The organism is Acidovorax sp. 56, assembly GCF_002749705.1.
GTDB lineage: Bacteria > Pseudomonadota > Gammaproteobacteria > Burkholderiales > Burkholderiaceae_C > Acidovorax.
In genome coordinates this window covers 4215440-4233345 of record NZ_PEEV01000001.1, presented here as the reverse complement: position 1 = coordinate 4233345, position 17906 = coordinate 4215440, and the positions used below count along the sequence as shown (strand labels likewise).

The window sequence follows — 17906 nt, the reverse complement described above, 5'->3', positions numbered from 1 at the left end:
GGCAAGCCTTCCGGGGTTTTACCGGGGCGCGATTGTATCGACCTGCGCCGCTGCAAACGAAAACGTTGCAGATACAACACACCGAGGTCTTTCCCCAAGGGGAAAAGGCGCTCGCCACAGGCTCAAGCCTGGCTCACACCAGGCTCTGGTCCAGCCCCTGGCGGAAGATGTCCTGCGGCAGATCGATGCCGATGAACACCATCTTGCTCAACCGGGCTTCGCCCTCGGCCCACTGCGGCCCCAGGTCGCTGCCCATAAGCTGGTGCACACCCTGGAAGATCACCTTACGCTCAGTGCCCTTCATATTCAAGACCCCTTTGTAGCGCAGCATGCGCGGGCCATAAATGTTGACGATGGCACCCAGGAAGTCTTCGAGCTTGGCGGGGTCAAACGGGCGATCGGAGCGGTAGACAAAGCTCTTGACGTCGTCATCGTGGTGATGGTGGTGGCCATGGCCGTGCTGGTGCGAGGGGTGGTTGCACGCCTCGCCGGGAGCATGGTCGTGGTGCTCATGCCCCTCATGCGCATGGTCATGGTCGCCGTGGCTGTGGTCGTCCTCTTCTTTGAGAAAGTCAGGGTCGATGTCCAGCTTGGCGTTGAGATTGAAGCCCCGCAGGTCCAGCACCTCCTTGATCGGCACCTCGCCAAAATGCACCGCCTTGATGGGCGCACGCGGGTTCATGTGCTTGAGGCGATGCGTCAGCGCATCCACGTCCTGGGCGCTCACCAGGTCGGTCTTGGACAGAAAAATCTGGTCGGCAAAGCCCACCTGGCGGCGTGCCTCCTGGCGGTCGTTGAGCTGCTGCGCCGCGTGCTTGGCATCCACCAGGGTGATGATGGAGTCGATCAGGTAGGTCTCGGCAATCTCTTCGTCCATAAAGAACGTTTGTGCCACGGGGCCAGGGTCGGCCAGGCCGGTGGTCTCGATCACGATGCGCTCAAAGTCCAGCAGGCCCTTGCGCTTCTTGGCGGCCAGCAGTTGCAGGGTTTCGCGCAGGTCTTCGCGGATGGTGCAGCAGATGCAGCCGTTGCTCATCTGCACGATCTGCTCTTTCGAGTCCGTCACCAGGATGTCGTTGTCGATGTTTTCTTCGCCAAACTCGTTTTCGATCACTGCGATCTTCTGGCCATGGGCCTCGCTCAAGACACGCTTGAGCAAGGTGGTTTTACCCGAGCCCAAAAAGCCCGTGAGGATGGTGACTGGAATGAGTGCCATGGGAATCTCTTTCAAATGAAATAGGGCAGGGGTGAAAGCCCCCGCCCGTTGGGCAACCGAGCCCGCAGATCGGGTTGAAACCGGATTTTTCCAGTGTATCGATCGTGTCAAGCCCCCCCGGCGCGAAAAAATGCGCTGGGAGTGCGCAGCCTCAGCCCTTGCGCATCACCACCAGGCCCTTGAGGTATTCCCCTTCAGGAAACTCCAATGTCATCGGGTGGTCAGGTGCGCCCCCCAGGCGTTCGGTGATGTAGCCGTCAACCCCCGCATCGGCCCCGGCGGAAGCCACGATCTTGTGGAACAGATCGGCACTGATACCGCCCGAGCAGGAGAAAGTGAACAGCACACCGCCCGGATCCAACAATTGCAGCGCCAGGCGGTTGATGTCTTTGTAGGCCCGCGCCGCACGCTCAGCGTGCGCCGCAGTGGGCGCAAACTTGGGCGGGTCCAGCACGATGGCGTCAAAGCGCACACCGTCTTTCAAAAACTGGCGCAGCGATGCATTCACATCGGCATCCATGAACCGGGCCTGCGCCACGTCAAAGCCATTGAGCAGCACATGGGCGCGGGCCCGCTCCAGCGCGGGGCCGGATGAATCGATGGAAGTCACCTCGCCACCGCCCTGCCCGCCCGCCTGCTCGGCCGCCCGCATGCCCGCCAGCGCGGCCACGCTGAAGCCGCCGGTGTAGCAAAAGCAGTTCAGCACCTTGCGCAGGTTCAAGCGCTGCACACAGTCGGCAAAGCGCTTGCGGCTGTCGCGCTGGTCCAGGTAAAAGCCGGTTTTGTGGCCCTCGGCAATGTTCAGCGTCAGGCGCCAGTCGTGCTCGTGGATGGTCAGCTCCAGCGGCGGCTCGGGCTGCCCTGCCGCAGGCCCACCCCGCAGCCAGCCTGTGGCAGGCTCCAGCCCTTCCAGTTGGCGCACGTTGGCGTCCGATCGTTCATAGAGCTTGCTCAGCCCCGTGGCCTGCAACAAGGCATCGGCCAGCACCGCCTTCCAGCGCTCGGTGCCCGCACTGGTGAACTGGGCCACCAGCGTGTCGCCATAGCGGTCCACGATCAGGCCTGGCAGCCCGTCGGACTCACCGTGCACCAGCCGCACGCCATCGCTTTTCACATCAAATCGTGCTCTAGCGCTTATAGAACGAGCGCAAGCAGCTATGAAAAAAGAAGCATCAATGCGCTGCGTCTCGTCAAAGCTCCACACCCGCGCCCGGATGCGCGAGTTGGGGCTGAACGCCGCCCAGCCCAAAAATTGCCCCTCGTGCGACTCCACGCGCACCGTCTCGCCACTGTCGCCACCGCCTTTGGCGATGGCAGAGTCAAATATCCACGGGTGGCGGCGCTGCAGCGAGCGCTCCTTGCCTTGCTTGAGTCGGATCGTTTTCATCCCTGGATTGTGCAGGCAGCCATCCCCTGCACAAAACGCCCGCCCCCTAGCGGATGAGCTCACGTTGAAATAAAAATTGCCAAAATTGACACGCAACTATCTCATTGATAAAATTTGATTCACATTTTTATCATTTAAGCCGGAGCATCCGATGATCAACGCCGCAACCGCCACGCCCTCCTCCTTCTCAGCGTCCTCCAGTGGCACCGGGGCGCTGACCCAGATTCGGGAATTCCTGGCTTTCAAGATTGCCAACGAGGAATACGGCGTGGACATCCTGCGGGTGCAGGAAATCCGCTCGTACGAAAAGCCCACCACCATTGCCAATGCGCCCGAGCACCTCAAGGGCGTGGTGAACCTGCGCGGCGTGATCGTTCCCATCATTGACCTGCGCATCAAGCTGGGTGTGGCCGAGGTTCAGTACAACCACCTCACCGTCGTGATCGTGCTGAACATCGGCCAGCGTGTGATCGGCGTGGTGGTGGACGGCGTCTCGGACGTGCTGACGCTGGAGCCCTCGCAACTGCGCCCCGTGCCCGCACTCGACTCGAACTTCGACCCAGAACACCTGCTGGCCATTGGGTCGGTGGACGACCGCATGCTCATCTTGCTGGACATCGAGAAATTTCTGCAGGACTCGGTGATGGCCGCGCAAGGCGAATCGCTGCAGTGATACCACGGCCCGGAGCCAAGCCCAAACAACGGCATGGCCTCCAACTTGCTTGACTCGACCAACCGCTTAGCCCCTTGGAAAAAGGCACTGCCATGAACCTCGATAACATCCGAATTTCGACCCGTCTGGCCTTGCTGCTTGCAGCGCTGTGCCTTTTGACTGCGGTGATCGGCACCGCGGGCCTGCTGGGCATGCAACGGGCCAATCAGGGGCTCGACACCGTCTACCAAGACCGTGTTGTTCCCCTCAAACAAATCAAACTGGTCTCCGATGCCTACGCGATCAACATCGTCGACACCGCCCACAAGGTGCGCGATGGCGCGATGACACCCGCGCAAGGCCTGCAGTCCGTGGCGCAAGCACGCAAGGACATTCAAGAGCAATGGAGCGCCTACCTTGCGACAGAGTTGGTTGCGCAAGAAGTGCAGTTGGTGGCGAAATTCAGGAGCCTGCAATCGACCGCAGACACAGCGGTGGCCAACCTGGAGAAGATTTTGAAATCGGCGGACATGACCGCGCTGACCGCGTATGCCGCCAAAGAGATGTATCCGGCCCTGGACCCCTTGCAGGACGTTCTGGGCAAGCTGGTGCAAGTGCAACTGGACATTGCCAAAACAGAATATGACCAATCAGATGCGCTCTATTAGAGCATGGCCTTTGGCCTGATCGCTTCGCTGTTCATCAGCATTGCGCTCGCCCTGGTATTTGGGTACCTGGTCATTCGCTCCATCGCCCAGCCGCTGCGCCGCGCCATTGCCTTCTCTGACGCAATCGCCCAGGGCGACCTGACCCAGCACATCGAAGCGCGGGGCACCAACGAGACGGCACAGTTGCTGCACGGCTTCAAGAGCATGCAAAGCTCCCTGGTGACACTGGTGAGCGCCGTGCACCACGGCGCAGCCAGCGTGTCCGCGGCCTCTGGCGAAATTGCACAGGGCAACGACGATCTCTCAGCGCGCACCGAGCGGCAGGCCAGTGCCCTGGAGGAAACAGCGGCGTCAATGGAAGAGCTGAACTCCACCGTCCGCATGAACGCAGACAACTCGCGCCAGGCCAACCAGATGGCGCAAAGTGCATCGGCAGTGGCAGTCCAGGGGGGTGACGTGGTGGCCGAGGTCGTTAAAACGATGAAGGGCATCAACGAGAGCAGCAAGAAGATCAGCGACATCATTGGGGTCATCGATTCCATTGCCTTCCAGACCAACATCCTGGCCTTGAATGCAGCGGTGGAAGCCGCCCGCGCGGGGGAACAAGGGCGCGGCTTTGCCGTGGTGGCCAGTGAAGTCCGCAACCTGGCGGGGCGATCCGCAGAAGCTGCCCGCGAAATCAAAAGCCTGATCGGCACCAGCGTGGAGCGCGTGGAGGCTGGCACAGCGCTGGTAGACCGTGCCGGTCAAACCATGGGCGAGGTGGTGGGCGCGATCAAAAGGGTCACCGACATCGTGGGCGAAATCAGCGCAGCCAGCTCCGAACAGAGCCAGGGTGTGGACCAAGTCAATGAAGCCGTCACCCAGATGGACCAGGCCACCCAGCAAAACGCGGCCCTGGTCGAACAAATGGCCGCAGCCGCCGCGGGGCTCAATGCCCAGGCACGGGGCCTGGTGGAAACGGTATCGAGCTTCAAGCTCCCCAGCGCAAACCACGCCCTGATCGGGGCGCGCTGAACAGAAGGCGGGGCACACAGCCCCGCGCGCCAAATTTCACTGGCGGGCAGGTAAGGTGGCCGGTAGGATTTTGCCCATGAAAAAAATCCTACCCATCCTCGCCGCCAGTGCGGTCGCCGCCACGCTGGCAGGCTGCACCAGCATGAGCCCCGAGCAATGCAAAGTGGCCGACTGGTACCAGGTGGGGCTGGAGGATGGCAGCCACGGCGAGCCCCCGCGCAGCCAGCTGGCCGACTACGCCAAAGACTGCGCCGAAGTGGGCGTGCGCCCCGATGCCGAGCGCTACAGGGCGGGCTGGGAAGCGGGGATTCCGCGCTTTTGCACGCCTCACAGTGGCTGGCGTGAGGGCACCCAAGGCAACACCAGCAAACAAGACGCCTGCCGTGGGCGCCCGGGCGAAGGGGCCTTTGCCATGGCTTTGGGCGCAGGGCTGCAGGTGCACCGCACCCAGCAATCACTCAACAGCAACGACAGCGAGATTCGGCGGCTGGAAAAGCGTTTGCAGGACAAAAACCTGAGCGACAAACAGCGCGGAGAGACCCGTGACCGCCTGCGCTACCTGGACTTTGAACAATCGCGCCTGCGCCGCCTGCTGGCCGACCAAGAACGCATGGCACCACGCTGAGCACAGCCGCGCAGTGCGCTACAACGGCAGGCCAATGCGCTGCAGCCGGGGCGCCCAATGCCCCAGGATGTCTGCCGACACCAGCACGCGGCGTGCCTGCCCAATCAGCAGGTGGCGCGGGACCAGGCCGATGTAGCGTGAATCCACGCTGTCGTCTCGGTTGTCGCCCAACATGAGGTATTGGCCTGCAGGCACCTCAATGGCATCAAACGTGCTGCGTGCGGGCACGCCATGCAACCACTGCACGCGCCGCTCGTGCCCGCCCAAGCGCTCCGTCCAGCGCGTGGCCTGCACCGTAGCGCCCACACCCACGGCCTCTTGCACCACCTCGGGTGCGTCGTATTGGGCGGCCTGGCCGTTGATGTAAAGCACCTCGTTGCGCATCTCCACGCGGTCGCCCGGCACAGCGGCGATGCGCTTGATGAGGCGCGTGCCGTCTTGCGGCGACGTAAAGGTCACCACATCGCCACGCTGCGGCTCACCCAACGGCAGCAGCACCACGTCCGTCAGCGGCAGCTTGACGTCATACGCCAGCCGATTCACGAACACCACGTCGCCCTCCAACAACGTCGGCCGCATGGAGCCCGAGGGGATAGGGTTCCAGTCGGCCACGGCTGTGCGAAAGATGCCAAAGCACAACAACAGCACGAGGAACCCACGGTTTGACTTGATCCAGTTCCGCAGCATGTCAACAGCTCCACGGCCCCCACAGCGGGCGCCCCTCTGCTCGGATGCCTCGGCTCGCCTCTTGGTTCCCGTGCCTGGGCTATTTGGAAACATCGCTCAGCACCGTCCCACGGCGGTCATATCAGAGCCATCAGCCAGGCATATGGGCGCATGGGCAGCAGCGCGCGCGGCCAAACCAGCGCACCCGTGGAACTGGCTCCGCCAGGCCACCAGGTGCGTCCCCCTTGGGGGAAGCGGCGCAGCCGCTCAGGGGGATTTCTTTTTAGCCCGGGGGTGGGCCGCGTCATACACCTTGGCCAGGTGCTGAAAATCCAGCCGCGTGTACACCTGCGTGGTGGTGATGTTGGCGTGCCCCAGCAGCTCCTGCACCGCCCGCAGATCGCTGCTGGACTGCAGCACATGGCTGGCAAACGAGTGGCGCAGCATGTGCGGGTGCACCGGGGTGGTGAGCCCCGCCAACTGACTGCGCTGGCGCAGTCGCAGCCACACGGATTGGGCTGTGAGCCGCTTGCCGCGCTGCCCCACGAACAAGGCCCCATCGAGCCGGGCTGAGGAGGCCCCAAACGGCTGCGCCCGCAAGGCCAGCCAAGCCTGCAAAGCCTGCACCGCGGCCCGCCCCACGGGCACGCTGCGGCGCTTGCTGCCTTTGCCAAACACATGGGCTTCGCCCGCCTGCAAATCGACCCAGCCACGGCCTTCGCGCTGGGCTTGCGGGCTGGCCACGGCGTCCAGCCCCACCAGCTCGCCCACACGCAGGCCACAGCCGTACAGCAGCTCAACCATGGCGGCATCGCGCGCTTCCAGCCACGGGTCGGCCCCGGTGTTTTCGTAATCGGCCAGGCGCACCGCGTCGTCCACACCCAGGGCCTTGGGCAGCGGCTTGGGGGCTTTGGGTGCGCGCACGTCCTGCACGGGGTTGTGCGCCACCAGCCCCTGCCGCCCCGCCCAGGTGTAAAACCCACGCCAGCCCGAGAGGATGAGCGCAATGCCCCGCCCACTGCGCCCACCGCTGTGCATCTGCGCCACAAACCGGCGAATGTGCGCGCTGGTCAGCAGCAGCAGCGGCGTCTTCACCCCCTCCGCAAACTGTGCGAGCTTTTCCAGGTCCAGTGTGTACAGCGTGAGCGTGCGCGCCGCCAGCCGTTTCTCTACCCGCACATGCTCCAGATAGCGCAGAACCTGCGGATCGGGGGGTAACGCTGCGGCCGACGGCACCTCAGACATGGGCTCAACCCGCGTTCAACAGGGCAGACACTGCAGCCAAGGCCCCAGGTCGCCGCAACCGGCGCGGCCCAGGCCAGGGACGCCAAGCAAGGGCCGCCCCGCAGCAAGGGCGTCGTCCCCCTCGGGGGAAGGCGCGCAGCGCCTCAGGGGGGCATCTCACGTTACTTCAACCGCACCAGCGCCGCGCTGGCCAGCTCCGCAATGCGCGAGAGGAATTCCGTGCCCATGGTGGCATCAAAGCGCTGCGGGTCTTGCGATCCCAGCACCAGCAGGCCAAACGCGGGGGTGGCGCTGTCGATGGCGCCTTCGCGCAGCGGCAGCAAGGCCAGGGACTGGGCGGGCTCACCGCCCGCGTCCTGCGCCAGCCAGCCCGCAGGCTCAAAGCCCAGGTTGGGGCCGCAAAACGGCATGGTCAGCGACGAGGCAAACGCCCGCGCGTCCTCGCTGGCGCCTTGGGTGAAGTCGGCGTCGATGTAAGGGCCTGCCACCGTCCAGACGCGCACCGTGGCCTGGGGCACATCGAACAGGGTGCGGATGCCGCTGACCACCGCCTCGGGCAGGTCAAACGGGTCTTTCACGCGCAGCAGGGCGCTGGTCCACTGGTGCACCTTGGTGGCAATGGCGGTGTTGTCGTTGCTGTTGCGCACCATGTCCATGATGCGGTGCTCCAGCCCCTTGATCTTCTCGCGCAGCATCTCGGCCTGGCGCTCTTGCAGGCTCACGGCGCGCTGGCCGTGGGGGCTGGTGATCTGCACGCTGGCCAACACTTCGGCATGGCGTTCAAAGAAGCCAGGCGTGTTGGTCAGAAAGTTGGCGATGTCTTCTTCGGTGATCGGGGGGATGTGGGTGCTGCTCATAGGGTGTCAGGAATATCGATCTGGCCTTCGAACACGGTGGTGGCCGGGCCCGTCATGTAAAGGGTGTCCGTCTCCTGGCCGCTCCAGGCGATGGTGAGGCGGCCGCCGCGCATGTCCACATGCACTTCGTTGTCGAGCAGCCCCAGGCGAATGCCCGCGGCCACGGCCGCGCAGGCGCCGGTGCCGCAGGCCAGCGTCTCGCCCGTGCCACGCTCAAACACGCGCAGGCGCACATGGGTGCGGCTCTCCACCTGCAAAAAGCCCGCGTTCACGCGCTGCGGAAAGCGCACATGCCGCTCGACCAGCGGGCCCCAGATGGCCACGGGGGCGGTGTCCACATCATCGACCAGCTGCACCGCATGCGGATTGCCCATGGACACAACCGCTACCAAAACAGTAGCTGGTTGCGCTGGTACATCGAGCGCTAGAGGCCATTTTTGCCCTGAACCTTGCGCCACCGGCTGCAGGCCAGCGGTGTCAAAGGGCACGCGGGCGGGCTCCAGCACCGGGCGGCCCATGTCCACGGTGACGCGGCCATCGGGCGTGAGGCGGGGAGCGATGACGCCGCTGAGCGTTTGCACGCGGATGGTGTCCTTGTCCGTCAGGCCCTTGTCGCGCACATAGCGGGCAAAGCAGCGCGAGCCGTTGCCACACTGCTCCACCTCGCCGCCGTCGGCGTTGTGGATCACGTATTCAAAGTCGATGCCCTCTGCGGGCGAGGGCCGCACGGTGAGGATTTGATCGGCCCCCACGCCAAAGTGGCGGTCGGCCAGGTAGCGGTATTGCGTGGCCGTGAGCCCCAGTCGGCCCTGGGTTTCGTCCAGCACGACAAAGTCGTTGCCAGCGCCCTGCATTTTGGTAAAGCGAATCTGCATCTGCGGATTATCGTCGCTGCCCGCCAGCACTGCAGCAGGCCATCAAGGTCACAAAACCCTGATGGCACAACGATGTGTACGACGGTTTAGGCTGGTGGGTGTTTCAACCGTTCACACCCCCAAGGAGCACCATGCCCGACCACGCCAGCGCCCTCTCCCATTTCCCCATCACCCGCAAGTGGCCCGCCAAGCACCCTGACCGCCTGCAGCTGTACTCGCTGCCCACGCCCAACGGCGTGAAGGTGTCCATCGCCCTGGAAGAGCTGGGTCTGCCGTACGAAGCGCACCTGGTGAGCTTCGAGACCAATGACCAGATGTCACCCGAGTTCCTGTCGCTGAACCCGAACAACAAGATCCCCGCCATCCTCGACCCGAACGGCCCCAGCGGCCAGCCCCTGGCGCTGTTCGAGTCCGGCGCCATCCTTGTGTACCTGGCCGAAAAGACGGGCCAGCTGCTGCCCGCCGACGCCGCCGGGCGCTACGAAACCCTGCAGTGGGTCATGTTCCAGATGGGCGGCGTGGGCCCCATGTTTGGGCAGCTCGGTTTCTTCCACAAGTTTGCGGGCAAGGACTACGAAGACAAGCGCCCACGCGACCGCTACGTGAACGAATCCAGGCGCTTGCTGGGCGTGCTCAACCAGCGCATGGCCGCTCGCCAATGGATCATGGGCGACACCTACACCATCGCCGACATCGCGATATGGCCCTGGGTGCGCAACCTGGTGGGCTTTTACGAAGCGGGCGAACTGGTGGGGTTTGACGCTTTCCCCGAAGTACAGCGCGTGCTGGCCGCCTTCGTCGCGCGTCCAGCAGTGGCCAAGGGGCTGAACGTTCCGCCCCGGGGCTGAGCACCTGTCTGCAACCGCCCAAGGGCCGCAGTTTCTGGCGCGCCTTTGATCTCGATCATGCCCGCGCCGTGACCAGCATCAATACCAGCGCCTACCATCAAACCCACATAACAAAGGGAGTGCCCCATGGGTTTAACGGTCGAAGTTTTGAATGATCTGGAGGCACGCAACCTCCAGGCCGCAGCCCAGGCGGCCTTGGTGGAAAACAACGCCATTGCGTTGATTGAGCTGCTGGAAATGCTGTGGAGCTGCGACCTGGAAGGCGCCAACACGGTGATCGACGCCGTGCTGCAGCGCCTGCAGCAATTGCGCGCGCTGCGTTGATGGCTCAGCGGGGGCCTCAGCCCATGCGCTCCTGCAGAAAGTCGAGAAAGCACGCGATGCGCGCGGCCAGCTGCGTGTTGCGGTAGTACACCGCGTTGATGGGCTGGCGCACCTCCACCGTGTCGCGCGCCAGCACCTGCACCAGGCGGCCGACGTCGCGGTCGCCCGCGGTCATGAAGTCCGACAGGCACACCAGCCCCACATGCGCGAGCGCCAGCTGGCGCAGCGTTTCGCCGCTCGACGCGGTGAGGCTGGGCACGATGGGCCACTGGTCCCCATGCGCGCCCCGCAGCGGCCAGCGGTTGAGCGATTCGGGCTGGTTGAAGCCCAGCAACGTGTGCCCCGCCAGATCCGCCACGCTCTTGGGCCTGCCCGCGCGCGCCAGGTACTCGGGGCTGGCCAGCACCCGCAGGCGGGTGGTGCACAGGGGGCGCGCGTGCAGGGTCGAGTCCTGCAGCTGGCCGATGCGGATCGCCACGTCGGTGCGCCGCTCCAGCAGGTCGATGTAGCCCTCGTCCGTGTCGAGCTCCAACGTGATCTGCGGGTAGGCACTGCGAAACGCCGGCACCAGCGGCACGACAGAGTGCAGCATGAACGGCGTGGCCGCATTCACGCGCAACCGCCCCGCGGGCTGCTGGCGGCGCGCGGCCATGTGCTCTTCGGCGTCTTCGATGGACGCGAGGATGGCGCGCGTGCGCTGCAGAAAGGCCTGGCCCTCCTCCGTGAGTTCGGTACGTCGGGTGGTGCGGCGCAGCAGTGTGGTGTCGAGCTTTTTCTCCAGCCGCGCCAACGCCCGGCTGATGCCCGAGACCGTCTGGTCCAGGCGGTCGGCGGCCGCGGTGATGGAGCCGCCGTCCACGACGGCGACAAAGGCCTGCAGTTCTTCGAGCGTGGTTTTCATGGGATGCGCCTCGGTTCAGACAACCCGCCATTATTGATTTGGCAGCAAGTATCTTCTGCTGATCACCGTCTTTTTCTGCAAAGGACAAGCGCCCACACTCCAGGCATTCACCCATTGCCTACCAGGAGTGTTCTTCCATGCCCATTGCCTTGCTCGCGCTGACGCTCAGCGCATTCGCCATCGGCACGACCGAGTTCGTGATCGTGGGCCTGCTACCCACCGTGGCAGCCGACTTGGCGATCAGCATCCCGTCTGCGGGCCTGCTGGTCAGCCTGTACGCCCTGGGCGTCGCCGTGGGTGCCCCGGTGCTCACCGCCCTCACCGGCCGCGTGCCGCGCAAGGCGCTGCTGCTGTCGCTGATGGCGCTGTTCACCGCCGGCAACCTGCTGGCCTGGCAGGCCCCGAGCTACGAGACGCTGGTGGCCGCGCGCATCCTCACCGGCCTGGCGCACGGCGTTTTCTTCTCGATCGGCTCGACCATCGCCACCGGCCTCGTGCCGCGCGAGAAGGCCGCCAGCGCCATTGCCATCATGTTCACCGGCCTCACCGTGGCGCTGGTCACCGGCGTGCCGCTGGGCACCTTCATCGGCCAGCATTTTGGCTGGCGCGAGACCTTCCTGGCCGTGGCGGCGCTGGGCGTGGTGGCCTTCATCGGCAGCGCGTGGTTCGTGCCGCGCGGCATTGCGCACACGCCGCCGGCGTCACTGCTGCAACAGGCCCGAGTGCTGGCCGAGCCGCGCCTGCTGCTGGTGTACGCCAAGACGGCCGTCGGCTATGGCGGCACCTTCATCCCCTTCACTTTTCTCGCACCCATCCTCACAGACATCTCGGGCTTCAGCGCGGGCGCCGTGGGGTGGGTGATGCTGGTGTACGGCGTGTCGGTGGCCGTGGGCAACCTCTGGGGCGGCCGCCTGGCCGACCGGCTGGGGCCCATCCCGGCGCTGCGCATCATCTTTGCGCTGCTGGCCGCCGTGCTGTTGTTGCTGCAGTTCACGGCGCCCTACTCCTGGCTGGCTTTGGTCACTGTGTTGCTGTGGGGTGCCGTGGCGTTCGGCAATGTGCCGGGGTTGCAGGTCTATGTGGTCAAGCAGGCGGAGCGCTTCACACCCCAGGCGGTGGATGTGGCGTCGGGGCTGAACATTGCGGCGTTCAATCTGGGGATTGCGGGGGCTGCGTGGGGCGGGGGGTTGATCGTGACGCATCTGGGGTTGATGCATACGCCGTGGATTGGGGCGGTGGTGGTGCTGGTGTCGCTGGGGTTGACGCATTACAGCGGGGTGCTGGACACGCGCAGTGGGATACCGGTGCGGGGCGGTGGGGCCGTGCCTGTGGGGCATTGACGACCGACCTCACCACGCCCACGGTCAGGCACCTTTGCAGGCCTTGCGACCCAAGCGAAACCAGCGCCCTGCGGCTTCGGGCGTCCTACTCAATGGAGATATTGGCCGCCTTCACCACCTCGGCCCACTTCAGGCGGTTGGCGTGCACGGTGGCCTTGAACTGCTCGGGGGACTCCACGCGCACGGCATTGCCTGCGGATTCCAGCCGTGCCTTGACCTCGGGGGTTTCCAGCACGGTGCGCAAGGCGCTGTTCAAACGCCCGACCACGCGGGCGTCGGTGCCCTTGGGGGCAAACACGCCAAACCAGATGGAGCTGTCAAACCCCTTGGTGCCGGGCACACCGCTGTCGGCAATGGTGGGCACCTCGCTCACGGCGGGCACGCGCTGGGCGGTGGTCACCCCAAGCAAGCGCACCTTGCCCGCCTTGTAGTGGGCCAGGGCGGTTTGCACCTGGTTCATGATGCAGCAGGTCTCGCCGCGCAGCACCGAGGTGATGGCTTCTGGCCCCCCTTTGTAAGGAACGTGCAGCATGTCCAGCCCCGTGCGGGCATTGAATTCGGCAAACGCCATGTGCGTACCTGCGCCGTGGCCGGTGGAGGCAAAGGCGTATTTACCGGGGTTCGCCTTCACCAGGTCCACAAACTCACGGATGTTTTTGGCGGGCACCACGTCGGGGTTCACCATCAGCACATTCGACACGTCGATGATGGGCGCCACGGGCACAAAGTCGGCCTCCACATCAAAGGACAGCTTTTTATACAACGCCGCGTTGCTGCCGTGGGTAGCGGCCGTGCCAAACACCAGCGTGTACCCATCGGGCTTGGCGCGGGCGACGTATTCACTCGCAATGTTGCCCGCCGCGCCGCTCTTGTAATCGATCACCACCGGCTGGCCCAGCAGCTTGGCCAGAGGCTCCTGGATGGCACGGCCCACCACGTCAATGCCCGAGCCCGCAGGGAAGCCCATGATGAGCGTGACGGGCTGGGTGGGCCAATCGGCCTTGGCAGGCGCCTGGGCGCGCAGTGCGGGTGACAACAGGGCCAGCGACCCAAGGGCTGCAGCCCCACAGAGCGTGCGGCGGGCAGTGGATGAGAGAGACATAGAGAGCACCATTTCCGGGCAAAAGAGACAAGCTGGCCATTGTCGAATTTCACTCAGACGCAGGGCGCTTGTGTTTATTGCCAAAACATCTCAATGCCACCTCCATGCGCCACCCTTGCCGCACGGCCAAAGGGCTCGCTACTACACTCGCCAACGATCCAGGGCCACGCAGCCCAAGTGCCGATAATGGCCCCATGCCCCGCACCAGCCAACACCTGCATCCCCACCGCGAACCCGTGCGCCCCCTGCATGCCGCCACCGTGCTGCTGCTGCGCGATGCGTCACCCGGCGGCGACCTGGAAGTCCTGATGACCCGCCGCTCTGGCAAGGCCAGCTTTGCGCCCGGGGCCTATGTGTTTCCGGGCGGGGGCATCGACCCACTGGATGCGCAATCGCACACCGCCGCCGACCGCCGCCCCACGCAAAGCGACGAGCACCTGACCCAGGCCATCGCCGCCATCCGCGAAAGCTTTGAAGAGCTGGGCGTGCTGCTGGCCCGCCATGCCGACGGCCCACGCAAAGGCCAGATGGCCGATGCGCAAGACATTGCCGCGCTGGACCGCCACGCCCCGTTTGCCGCGCAGTGCACCGCGCGCGGCCTGCGGCTGGCGACCGACAGCGTGTTCCAGCTGGCCCACTGGACGGCCGACCGCGACCTGCCCAAGCGCTTTGCCGTGCCCTTCCTCGTGGCCCGCATGCCCGAGGGGCAAGAGCCCGTGGCCGACGAGGCCGAGCAGTTTGAGCCCGTGTGGGTGCGCCCGGCCGACGCGCTGGCGCGGCACGAGGCGGGGCAGTTCTTCATGATCTTCCCCACGATCCGCACGCTGCAACGGCTGGCCCGCTTTGCCAACACCCACGCCGTGCTGGCCGCGCTGGCGCACGAGCAACCGCTGTGGACGAGTTGCCCCCGTGCGGGCCTGCTGGGCGGCAAAGAGGCGCGCTACATGGAGGGCGATGCCCCCTTTGGCGAGCTGGCCCTGGTCTGCCCCGACGGCCAGGTGGTGCACCCGCTGGACTGGCAAACCGAGCGCCCGGTGCCGCTGCTCAAAAACGTGCAGCGCCTGACCGCCCCCAACTCGGGCGTGATGACCGGGCCCGGCACCAACAGCTACCTGGTGGGCGAGCCGGGCACCGGCTTCATCGCCATCGACCCCGGACCGGCCGACCCGGAACACCTGGAAGAACTCTGGCGCGCAGCCAGTGGCGATATCCGCATGATCGTGTGCACCCATTCGCACCCCGACCACTCGCCCGGCGCGGCCCCGCTGCAGGCCCTGTGCGAGCGCGCAGGCCGCCGCAAGCCGCCCATCCTGGGCCTGCCATCGGCCCCCACCGCACGGGTGGCCAGCCAGTTCGCACCCGACAGGCCGCTACAAAATAATGAGCTGCTTGCGCTGACTGGACAAGCGCTAGAAGGCCAAATCACCCATACCCTGCAAGTGGTGCACACCCCGGGCCATGCCGCCAACCATGTGTGCCTGCTGCTGGTGGAAGACGGCCTGCTGTTCAGCGGCGACCACATCCTCAACGGCAGCACCACGGTGATTGACCCGCCCGACGGCAACATGGCCGACTACCTGGAGTCCCTGGACCGGCTCGATGCCCTGTGCGCCGAGCGGGGCGTTGAGTTCATCCTGCCCGCCCACGGCTATGTGCTGGACAATGCACGGGGTGCCATCGCCCACCTGCGCGGCCACCGCCTGGCCCGAGAAGCCAAGGTGCTGGCCGCCATGCAGGCGCTGCCCGATGGCACGCCCGAAGACTGGGTGCGCCATGCCTACAACGATGTGCCCCCGCGCATGTGGCCCGTGGCCCAGCGCTCGCTGCTCGCCCACGTTGAGCGCATCCGCACCCTGCCGCCGGGCAACCACTGATCGACTTTTGCCCCCTTCACAAGAACAACGAGCCTTGCTTTCATGACCGCACACAACCCCGACCTCACCCACATCCGCCTGGCCAAACGCGTGGCCGAGCAACTAAGCTGCTCGCGCAGCACGGCCGAGCAATTCGTCGAAGGCGGCTTTGTGAGCGTGGACGGCCAGGTGGAAGAAGCCCCCGGCGCCCGCGTGCGCCCCGCCCAGACCGTGGTGGTGGCCCCAGACGCCAGTCTGCTGGAGTTGACCCCCGTGACGCTGCTGCTGCACAAGCCTGCGGGCTTTGAAGCGGGCCTAGGCCAGCCAGCCCCGGGCGGCGCTGCCCACGGCCACACGGCGCACAGCAGCCGCAGCCAGGGCGCCGCACAGGCCATGTCGCTGCTGGGCAGTGCCTCGCACCTGAGCGAGGACGCCAGCGGCATCCGCGTGCTGCAGCGCCACTTCAAGCAACTCGAATGCTTTACACCCCTGCCCACCGAAGCCAGCGGGCTGGTGGTCTACACGCAGGACAAACGCATCGCGCGCAAGCTGGCCGAGGACATTGAATCGCTGGAGCAGGAATGCATCGTCGAAGTAGCGGGCGAGATCGCTGCCAATGGCCTGCAGCGCCTGTGCCATGGCCTGTCGTTCAACGGCCGGCCGTTGCCCCCCATCAAGGTGAGCTGGCAAAACGAGACCAAGCTGCGCTTTGCCTTGAAGGGCATCCGTCCTGGGCAGATTCCGGCCATGTGCGAAGCCGTGGGCCTGCGCGTGGTGGCCCTCAAGCGCATCCGCATCGGCCGTGTGCCACTGGCCAAGGTGCCCGAGGGCCAGTGGCGCTACCTGCAGCCGTGGGAGAAGTTCTAAACGCACCGTGCGCCAGCCAGCGATGGGGCGAGACCGTGCCCATGAAACCCACGCAGGCCCCCCGTCGACCAGCCCGAACGCTATTAAATGCATAGCTTCTCGCGCTGATTGAATGCGCGCTAGAGGCCATTTTTTCTGAATAATCGCCTGCCCCCGGCCGCTGCTAAACTGCGCCGACCATAGGAGGGAGCGAATGAACCAGAACCCCAAAGACGCTGCGCAAGAGCAGCCGTCTGTCTTTATGTCTCAGAACATTGAGGCCTACCCGATGGAGTTCACGGGCAGCGGCGGTGAGTACTTCCGCGTCTGGATCGTGAACGTGCTGCTGGGCATCGTCACGCTGGGCTTTTACACACCCTGGGCGCGCCGCCGCACCGCCATGTATTTCTATGGCCACAGCATGGTGGCCAACAGCCCGCTCGAATTCACTGCGCAGCAGCGCAAGATGGTCATGGGCTTTGTGCTGCTGGTGCTCTTGTCCATCGCCTACAAGCTGGCGGCCAACACAGGCCAGGACCTGGCCGTGGCGTTGATGTTGCTGGGCGGCGCAGTGCTGGCCCCCTACATCTGGGCCAGTGCCATGCGCTTTCGCCTGGGCGCTACGCGCTGGCGCGGCCTGCGGCTGCAGTTTTCCGCCAGCTGGAAAGAGGTGTACCTGGCCAGCTGGCCCGTGTTTGCCCTGGCACTGGTGTGGTTTGGCGTGTTCTTTGGCATGCAGATGCTGTCGCCCGAGCTGGCCCAGATGCTGGACGAACCGGCCGTCAAAGGCAGCCCCAAGATTCGCCCGGAATTCACGCCCGCCATGGGCGGCTTGCTGGTGCTGGGCTTGATCCTGTCCATCCTGTGCTTCATCCGGCTGGAATACAACTACAAAAGCCTGCTGGTGCTGCGCGCCCGCCTGGGCGCCGAGCATGGCCGCTGGAAGCCGGTGTACATGGATTTTGTGAAGGTGTGGCTGGCCACGGTGGCCGTGTTCATTCTGTGTGCATTGCTTGTCTGGGCCGTCACGGCAGCGCTGATGGGCGGCTCCATCGCCATGCTGATGATGGGCCAGGGCAGCAAGGGCAACATCCTGTGGATCATCCTGATTGCCATCGTGGGCGTCATCGCATTCTTCTTCCTGCTGCTGCTTGCATCGGCCCCAGCGCGCGCCTACCGCGAGGCCCGCATGTTCCAGCTGCTGTGGAACAACATCGGCGTGAGCCAGATTGCCCGCTTCAAGTGCAACCTGCGCGCCGGCCGCTTTGTGCGCCTGCGCCTCAAAAACATGGTGCTGACGTTGCTGACGCTGGGCTTTTACCGCCCCTTTGCGCGGGTCAGCGAGTACCGCATGAAGCTGGAATCGGTCACGCTGCACATCAAGGGCGGCGCCGACCAAGTGGCAGGCGCGCTGGTGCGCCAGCAAGAAGGCGGGCTGGGCGATGCCCTGGCCGATGCCGCCGGGCTGGACCTGATCGGCTGAC

General features: G+C 65.1%; 16 protein-coding genes and 1 pseudogene. 9 read left to right on the top strand and 8 right to left on the bottom strand.

The window, feature by feature from the left end:
- Nucleotides 1-133: 133 nt before the first annotated feature.
- Together CLU88_RS18830 and CLU88_RS18825 are read right to left on the bottom strand one after the other, a co-directional pair.
- Nucleotides 134-1216, bottom strand: a complete 1083-nt coding sequence (locus tag CLU88_RS18830) for a GTP-binding protein (protein WP_099659003.1) — start codon at nt 1214-1216, stop codon at nt 134-136.
- A gap of 151 nt (nt 1217-1367) precedes the next feature.
- Nucleotides 1368-2603, bottom strand: a complete 1236-nt coding sequence (locus CLU88_RS18825; protein ID WP_099657906.1) for a class I SAM-dependent rRNA methyltransferase — start codon at nt 2601-2603, stop codon at nt 1368-1370.
- A 151-nt stretch (nt 2604-2754) separates the two neighbouring features.
- Between CLU88_RS18825 and CLU88_RS18820 the strand changes: the two genes are divergently transcribed.
- The 3 genes and pseudogenes from CLU88_RS18820 to CLU88_RS18810 all read left to right on the top strand — a co-directional run bounded on the left by CLU88_RS18820 (nt 2755) and on the right by CLU88_RS18810 (nt 5565).
- On the top strand, nt 2755-3276 hold the full coding sequence (locus tag CLU88_RS18820; protein WP_099657905.1) for a chemotaxis protein CheW: 522 nt from the start codon (nt 2755-2757) through the stop codon (nt 3274-3276).
- Nucleotides 3277-3368: 92 nt separating this feature from the next.
- A pseudogene (locus tag CLU88_RS23465) lies at nt 3369-4940 on the top strand (methyl-accepting chemotaxis protein).
- Between the two features lie 76 nt (nt 4941-5016).
- Entirely contained in the window at nt 5017-5565 is a 549-nt protein-coding gene (locus tag CLU88_RS18810) for a DUF2799 domain-containing protein (protein WP_099657904.1), read from the top strand.
- Between the two features lie 18 nt (nt 5566-5583).
- On the opposite strand, the gene lepB is transcribed toward CLU88_RS18810, so the two are convergent.
- The 4 genes from lepB to dapF all read right to left on the bottom strand — a co-directional run bounded on the left by lepB (nt 5584) and on the right by dapF (nt 9208).
- Nucleotides 5584-6252, bottom strand: coding sequence for a signal peptidase I (lepB, locus tag CLU88_RS18805; protein WP_199173476.1), 669 nt, complete (start codon nt 6250-6252; stop codon nt 5584-5586).
- A gap of 246 nt (nt 6253-6498) precedes the next feature.
- Nucleotides 6499-7476, bottom strand: coding sequence for a tyrosine recombinase XerC (locus CLU88_RS18800; RefSeq protein WP_099657903.1), 978 nt, complete (start codon nt 7474-7476; stop codon nt 6499-6501).
- Between the two features lie 161 nt (nt 7477-7637).
- A complete protein-coding gene (locus tag CLU88_RS18795) occupies nt 7638-8333 on the bottom strand; it encodes a DUF484 family protein (RefSeq protein ID WP_099657902.1) in 696 nt (231 codons plus the stop codon).
- Nucleotides 8330-9208 (bottom strand): diaminopimelate epimerase, encoded by an 879-nt coding sequence (gene dapF, locus CLU88_RS18790; RefSeq protein WP_099659001.1) that lies wholly within the window; start codon nt 9206-9208, stop codon nt 8330-8332. Before dapF ends, CLU88_RS18795 begins: the two co-directional genes overlap by 4 nt.
- A gap of 131 nt (nt 9209-9339) precedes the next feature.
- On the opposite strand from dapF, the gene CLU88_RS18785 reads away from it, so the two are divergent.
- Nucleotides 9340-10056, top strand: a complete 717-nt coding sequence (locus CLU88_RS18785; protein WP_099657901.1) for a glutathione S-transferase N-terminal domain-containing protein — start codon at nt 9340-9342, stop codon at nt 10054-10056.
- Nucleotides 10057-10182: 126 nt separating this feature from the next.
- Complete coding sequence (locus CLU88_RS22875; RefSeq protein WP_143226048.1) at nt 10183-10380, top strand: hypothetical protein; 198 nt, start codon at nt 10183-10185, stop codon at nt 10378-10380.
- A 16-nt stretch (nt 10381-10396) separates the two neighbouring features.
- Here CLU88_RS22875 and CLU88_RS18780 read toward each other — a convergent pair whose 3' ends face one another.
- The gene (locus CLU88_RS18780) at nt 10397-11281 is read right to left on the bottom strand and encodes a LysR substrate-binding domain-containing protein (RefSeq protein ID WP_099657900.1); all 885 of its coding nucleotides are present in this window, start codon (nt 11279-11281) and stop codon (nt 10397-10399) included.
- 137 nt (nt 11282-11418) lie between these two features.
- Here CLU88_RS18780 and CLU88_RS18775 point away from each other — a divergent pair, with 137 nt between their 5' ends.
- Entirely contained in the window at nt 11419-12621 is a 1203-nt protein-coding gene (locus CLU88_RS18775; RefSeq protein WP_099657899.1) for an MFS transporter, read from the top strand.
- An 85-nt stretch (nt 12622-12706) separates the two neighbouring features.
- On the opposite strand, the gene CLU88_RS18770 is transcribed toward CLU88_RS18775, so the two are convergent.
- A complete protein-coding gene (locus CLU88_RS18770; RefSeq protein ID WP_369827669.1) occupies nt 12707-13723 on the bottom strand; it encodes a Bug family tripartite tricarboxylate transporter substrate binding protein in 1017 nt (338 codons plus the stop codon).
- A 194-nt stretch (nt 13724-13917) separates the two neighbouring features.
- Here CLU88_RS18770 and CLU88_RS18765 point away from each other — a divergent pair, with 194 nt between their 5' ends.
- The 3 genes from CLU88_RS18765 (at nt 13918) to CLU88_RS18755 (ending at nt 17905) form a co-directional block, all read left to right on the top strand.
- Complete coding sequence (locus CLU88_RS18765; protein ID WP_099657897.1) at nt 13918-15597, top strand: MBL fold metallo-hydrolase; 1680 nt, start codon at nt 13918-13920, stop codon at nt 15595-15597.
- Between the two features lie 42 nt (nt 15598-15639).
- The gene (locus CLU88_RS18760) at nt 15640-16443 is read left to right on the top strand and encodes an rRNA pseudouridine synthase (protein WP_099657896.1); all 804 of its coding nucleotides are present in this window, start codon (nt 15640-15642) and stop codon (nt 16441-16443) included.
- Between the two features lie 193 nt (nt 16444-16636).
- On the top strand, nt 16637-17905 hold the full coding sequence (locus CLU88_RS18755) for a YjgN family protein (protein WP_099657895.1): 1269 nt from the start codon (nt 16637-16639) through the stop codon (nt 17903-17905).
- Nucleotide 17906 lies beyond the last annotated feature (1 nt).

What these genes read in the sequence shown, in the direction of transcription:
- CLU88_RS18830 (WP_099659003.1), bottom strand. Translation starts at nt 1,216, where the DNA reads ATGGCACTCATTCCAGTCACCATCCTCACGGGCTTTTTGGGCTCGGGT.
- CLU88_RS18825 (WP_099657906.1), bottom strand. Translation starts at nt 2,603, where the DNA reads ATGAAAACGATCCGACTCAAGCAAGGCAAGGAGCGCTCGCTGCAGCGC.
- CLU88_RS18820 (WP_099657905.1), top strand. Translation starts at nt 2,755, where the DNA reads ATGATCAACGCCGCAACCGCCACGCCCTCCTCCTTCTCAGCGTCCTCC.
- CLU88_RS18810 (WP_099657904.1), top strand. Translation starts at nt 5,017, where the DNA reads ATGAAAAAAATCCTACCCATCCTCGCCGCCAGTGCGGTCGCCGCCACG.
- lepB (WP_199173476.1), bottom strand. Translation starts at nt 6,252, where the DNA reads ATGCTGCGGAACTGGATCAAGTCAAACCGTGGGTTCCTCGTGCTGTTG.
- CLU88_RS18800 (WP_099657903.1), bottom strand. Translation starts at nt 7,476, where the DNA reads ATGTCTGAGGTGCCGTCGGCCGCAGCGTTACCCCCCGATCCGCAGGTT.
- CLU88_RS18795 (WP_099657902.1), bottom strand. Translation starts at nt 8,333, where the DNA reads ATGAGCAGCACCCACATCCCCCCGATCACCGAAGAAGACATCGCCAAC.
- dapF (WP_099659001.1), bottom strand. Translation starts at nt 9,208, where the DNA reads ATGCAGATTCGCTTTACCAAAATGCAGGGCGCTGGCAACGACTTTGTC.
- CLU88_RS18785 (WP_099657901.1), top strand. Translation starts at nt 9,340, where the DNA reads ATGCCCGACCACGCCAGCGCCCTCTCCCATTTCCCCATCACCCGCAAG.
- CLU88_RS22875 (WP_143226048.1), top strand. Translation starts at nt 10,183, where the DNA reads ATGGGTTTAACGGTCGAAGTTTTGAATGATCTGGAGGCACGCAACCTC.
- CLU88_RS18780 (WP_099657900.1), bottom strand. Translation starts at nt 11,281, where the DNA reads ATGAAAACCACGCTCGAAGAACTGCAGGCCTTTGTCGCCGTCGTGGAC.
- CLU88_RS18775 (WP_099657899.1), top strand. Translation starts at nt 11,419, where the DNA reads ATGCCCATTGCCTTGCTCGCGCTGACGCTCAGCGCATTCGCCATCGGC.
- CLU88_RS18770 (WP_369827669.1), bottom strand. Translation starts at nt 13,723, where the DNA reads ATGTCTCTCTCATCCACTGCCCGCCGCACGCTCTGTGGGGCTGCAGCC.
- CLU88_RS18765 (WP_099657897.1), top strand. Translation starts at nt 13,918, where the DNA reads ATGCCCCGCACCAGCCAACACCTGCATCCCCACCGCGAACCCGTGCGC.
- CLU88_RS18760 (WP_099657896.1), top strand. Translation starts at nt 15,640, where the DNA reads ATGACCGCACACAACCCCGACCTCACCCACATCCGCCTGGCCAAACGC.
- CLU88_RS18755 (WP_099657895.1), top strand. Translation starts at nt 16,637, where the DNA reads ATGAACCAGAACCCCAAAGACGCTGCGCAAGAGCAGCCGTCTGTCTTT.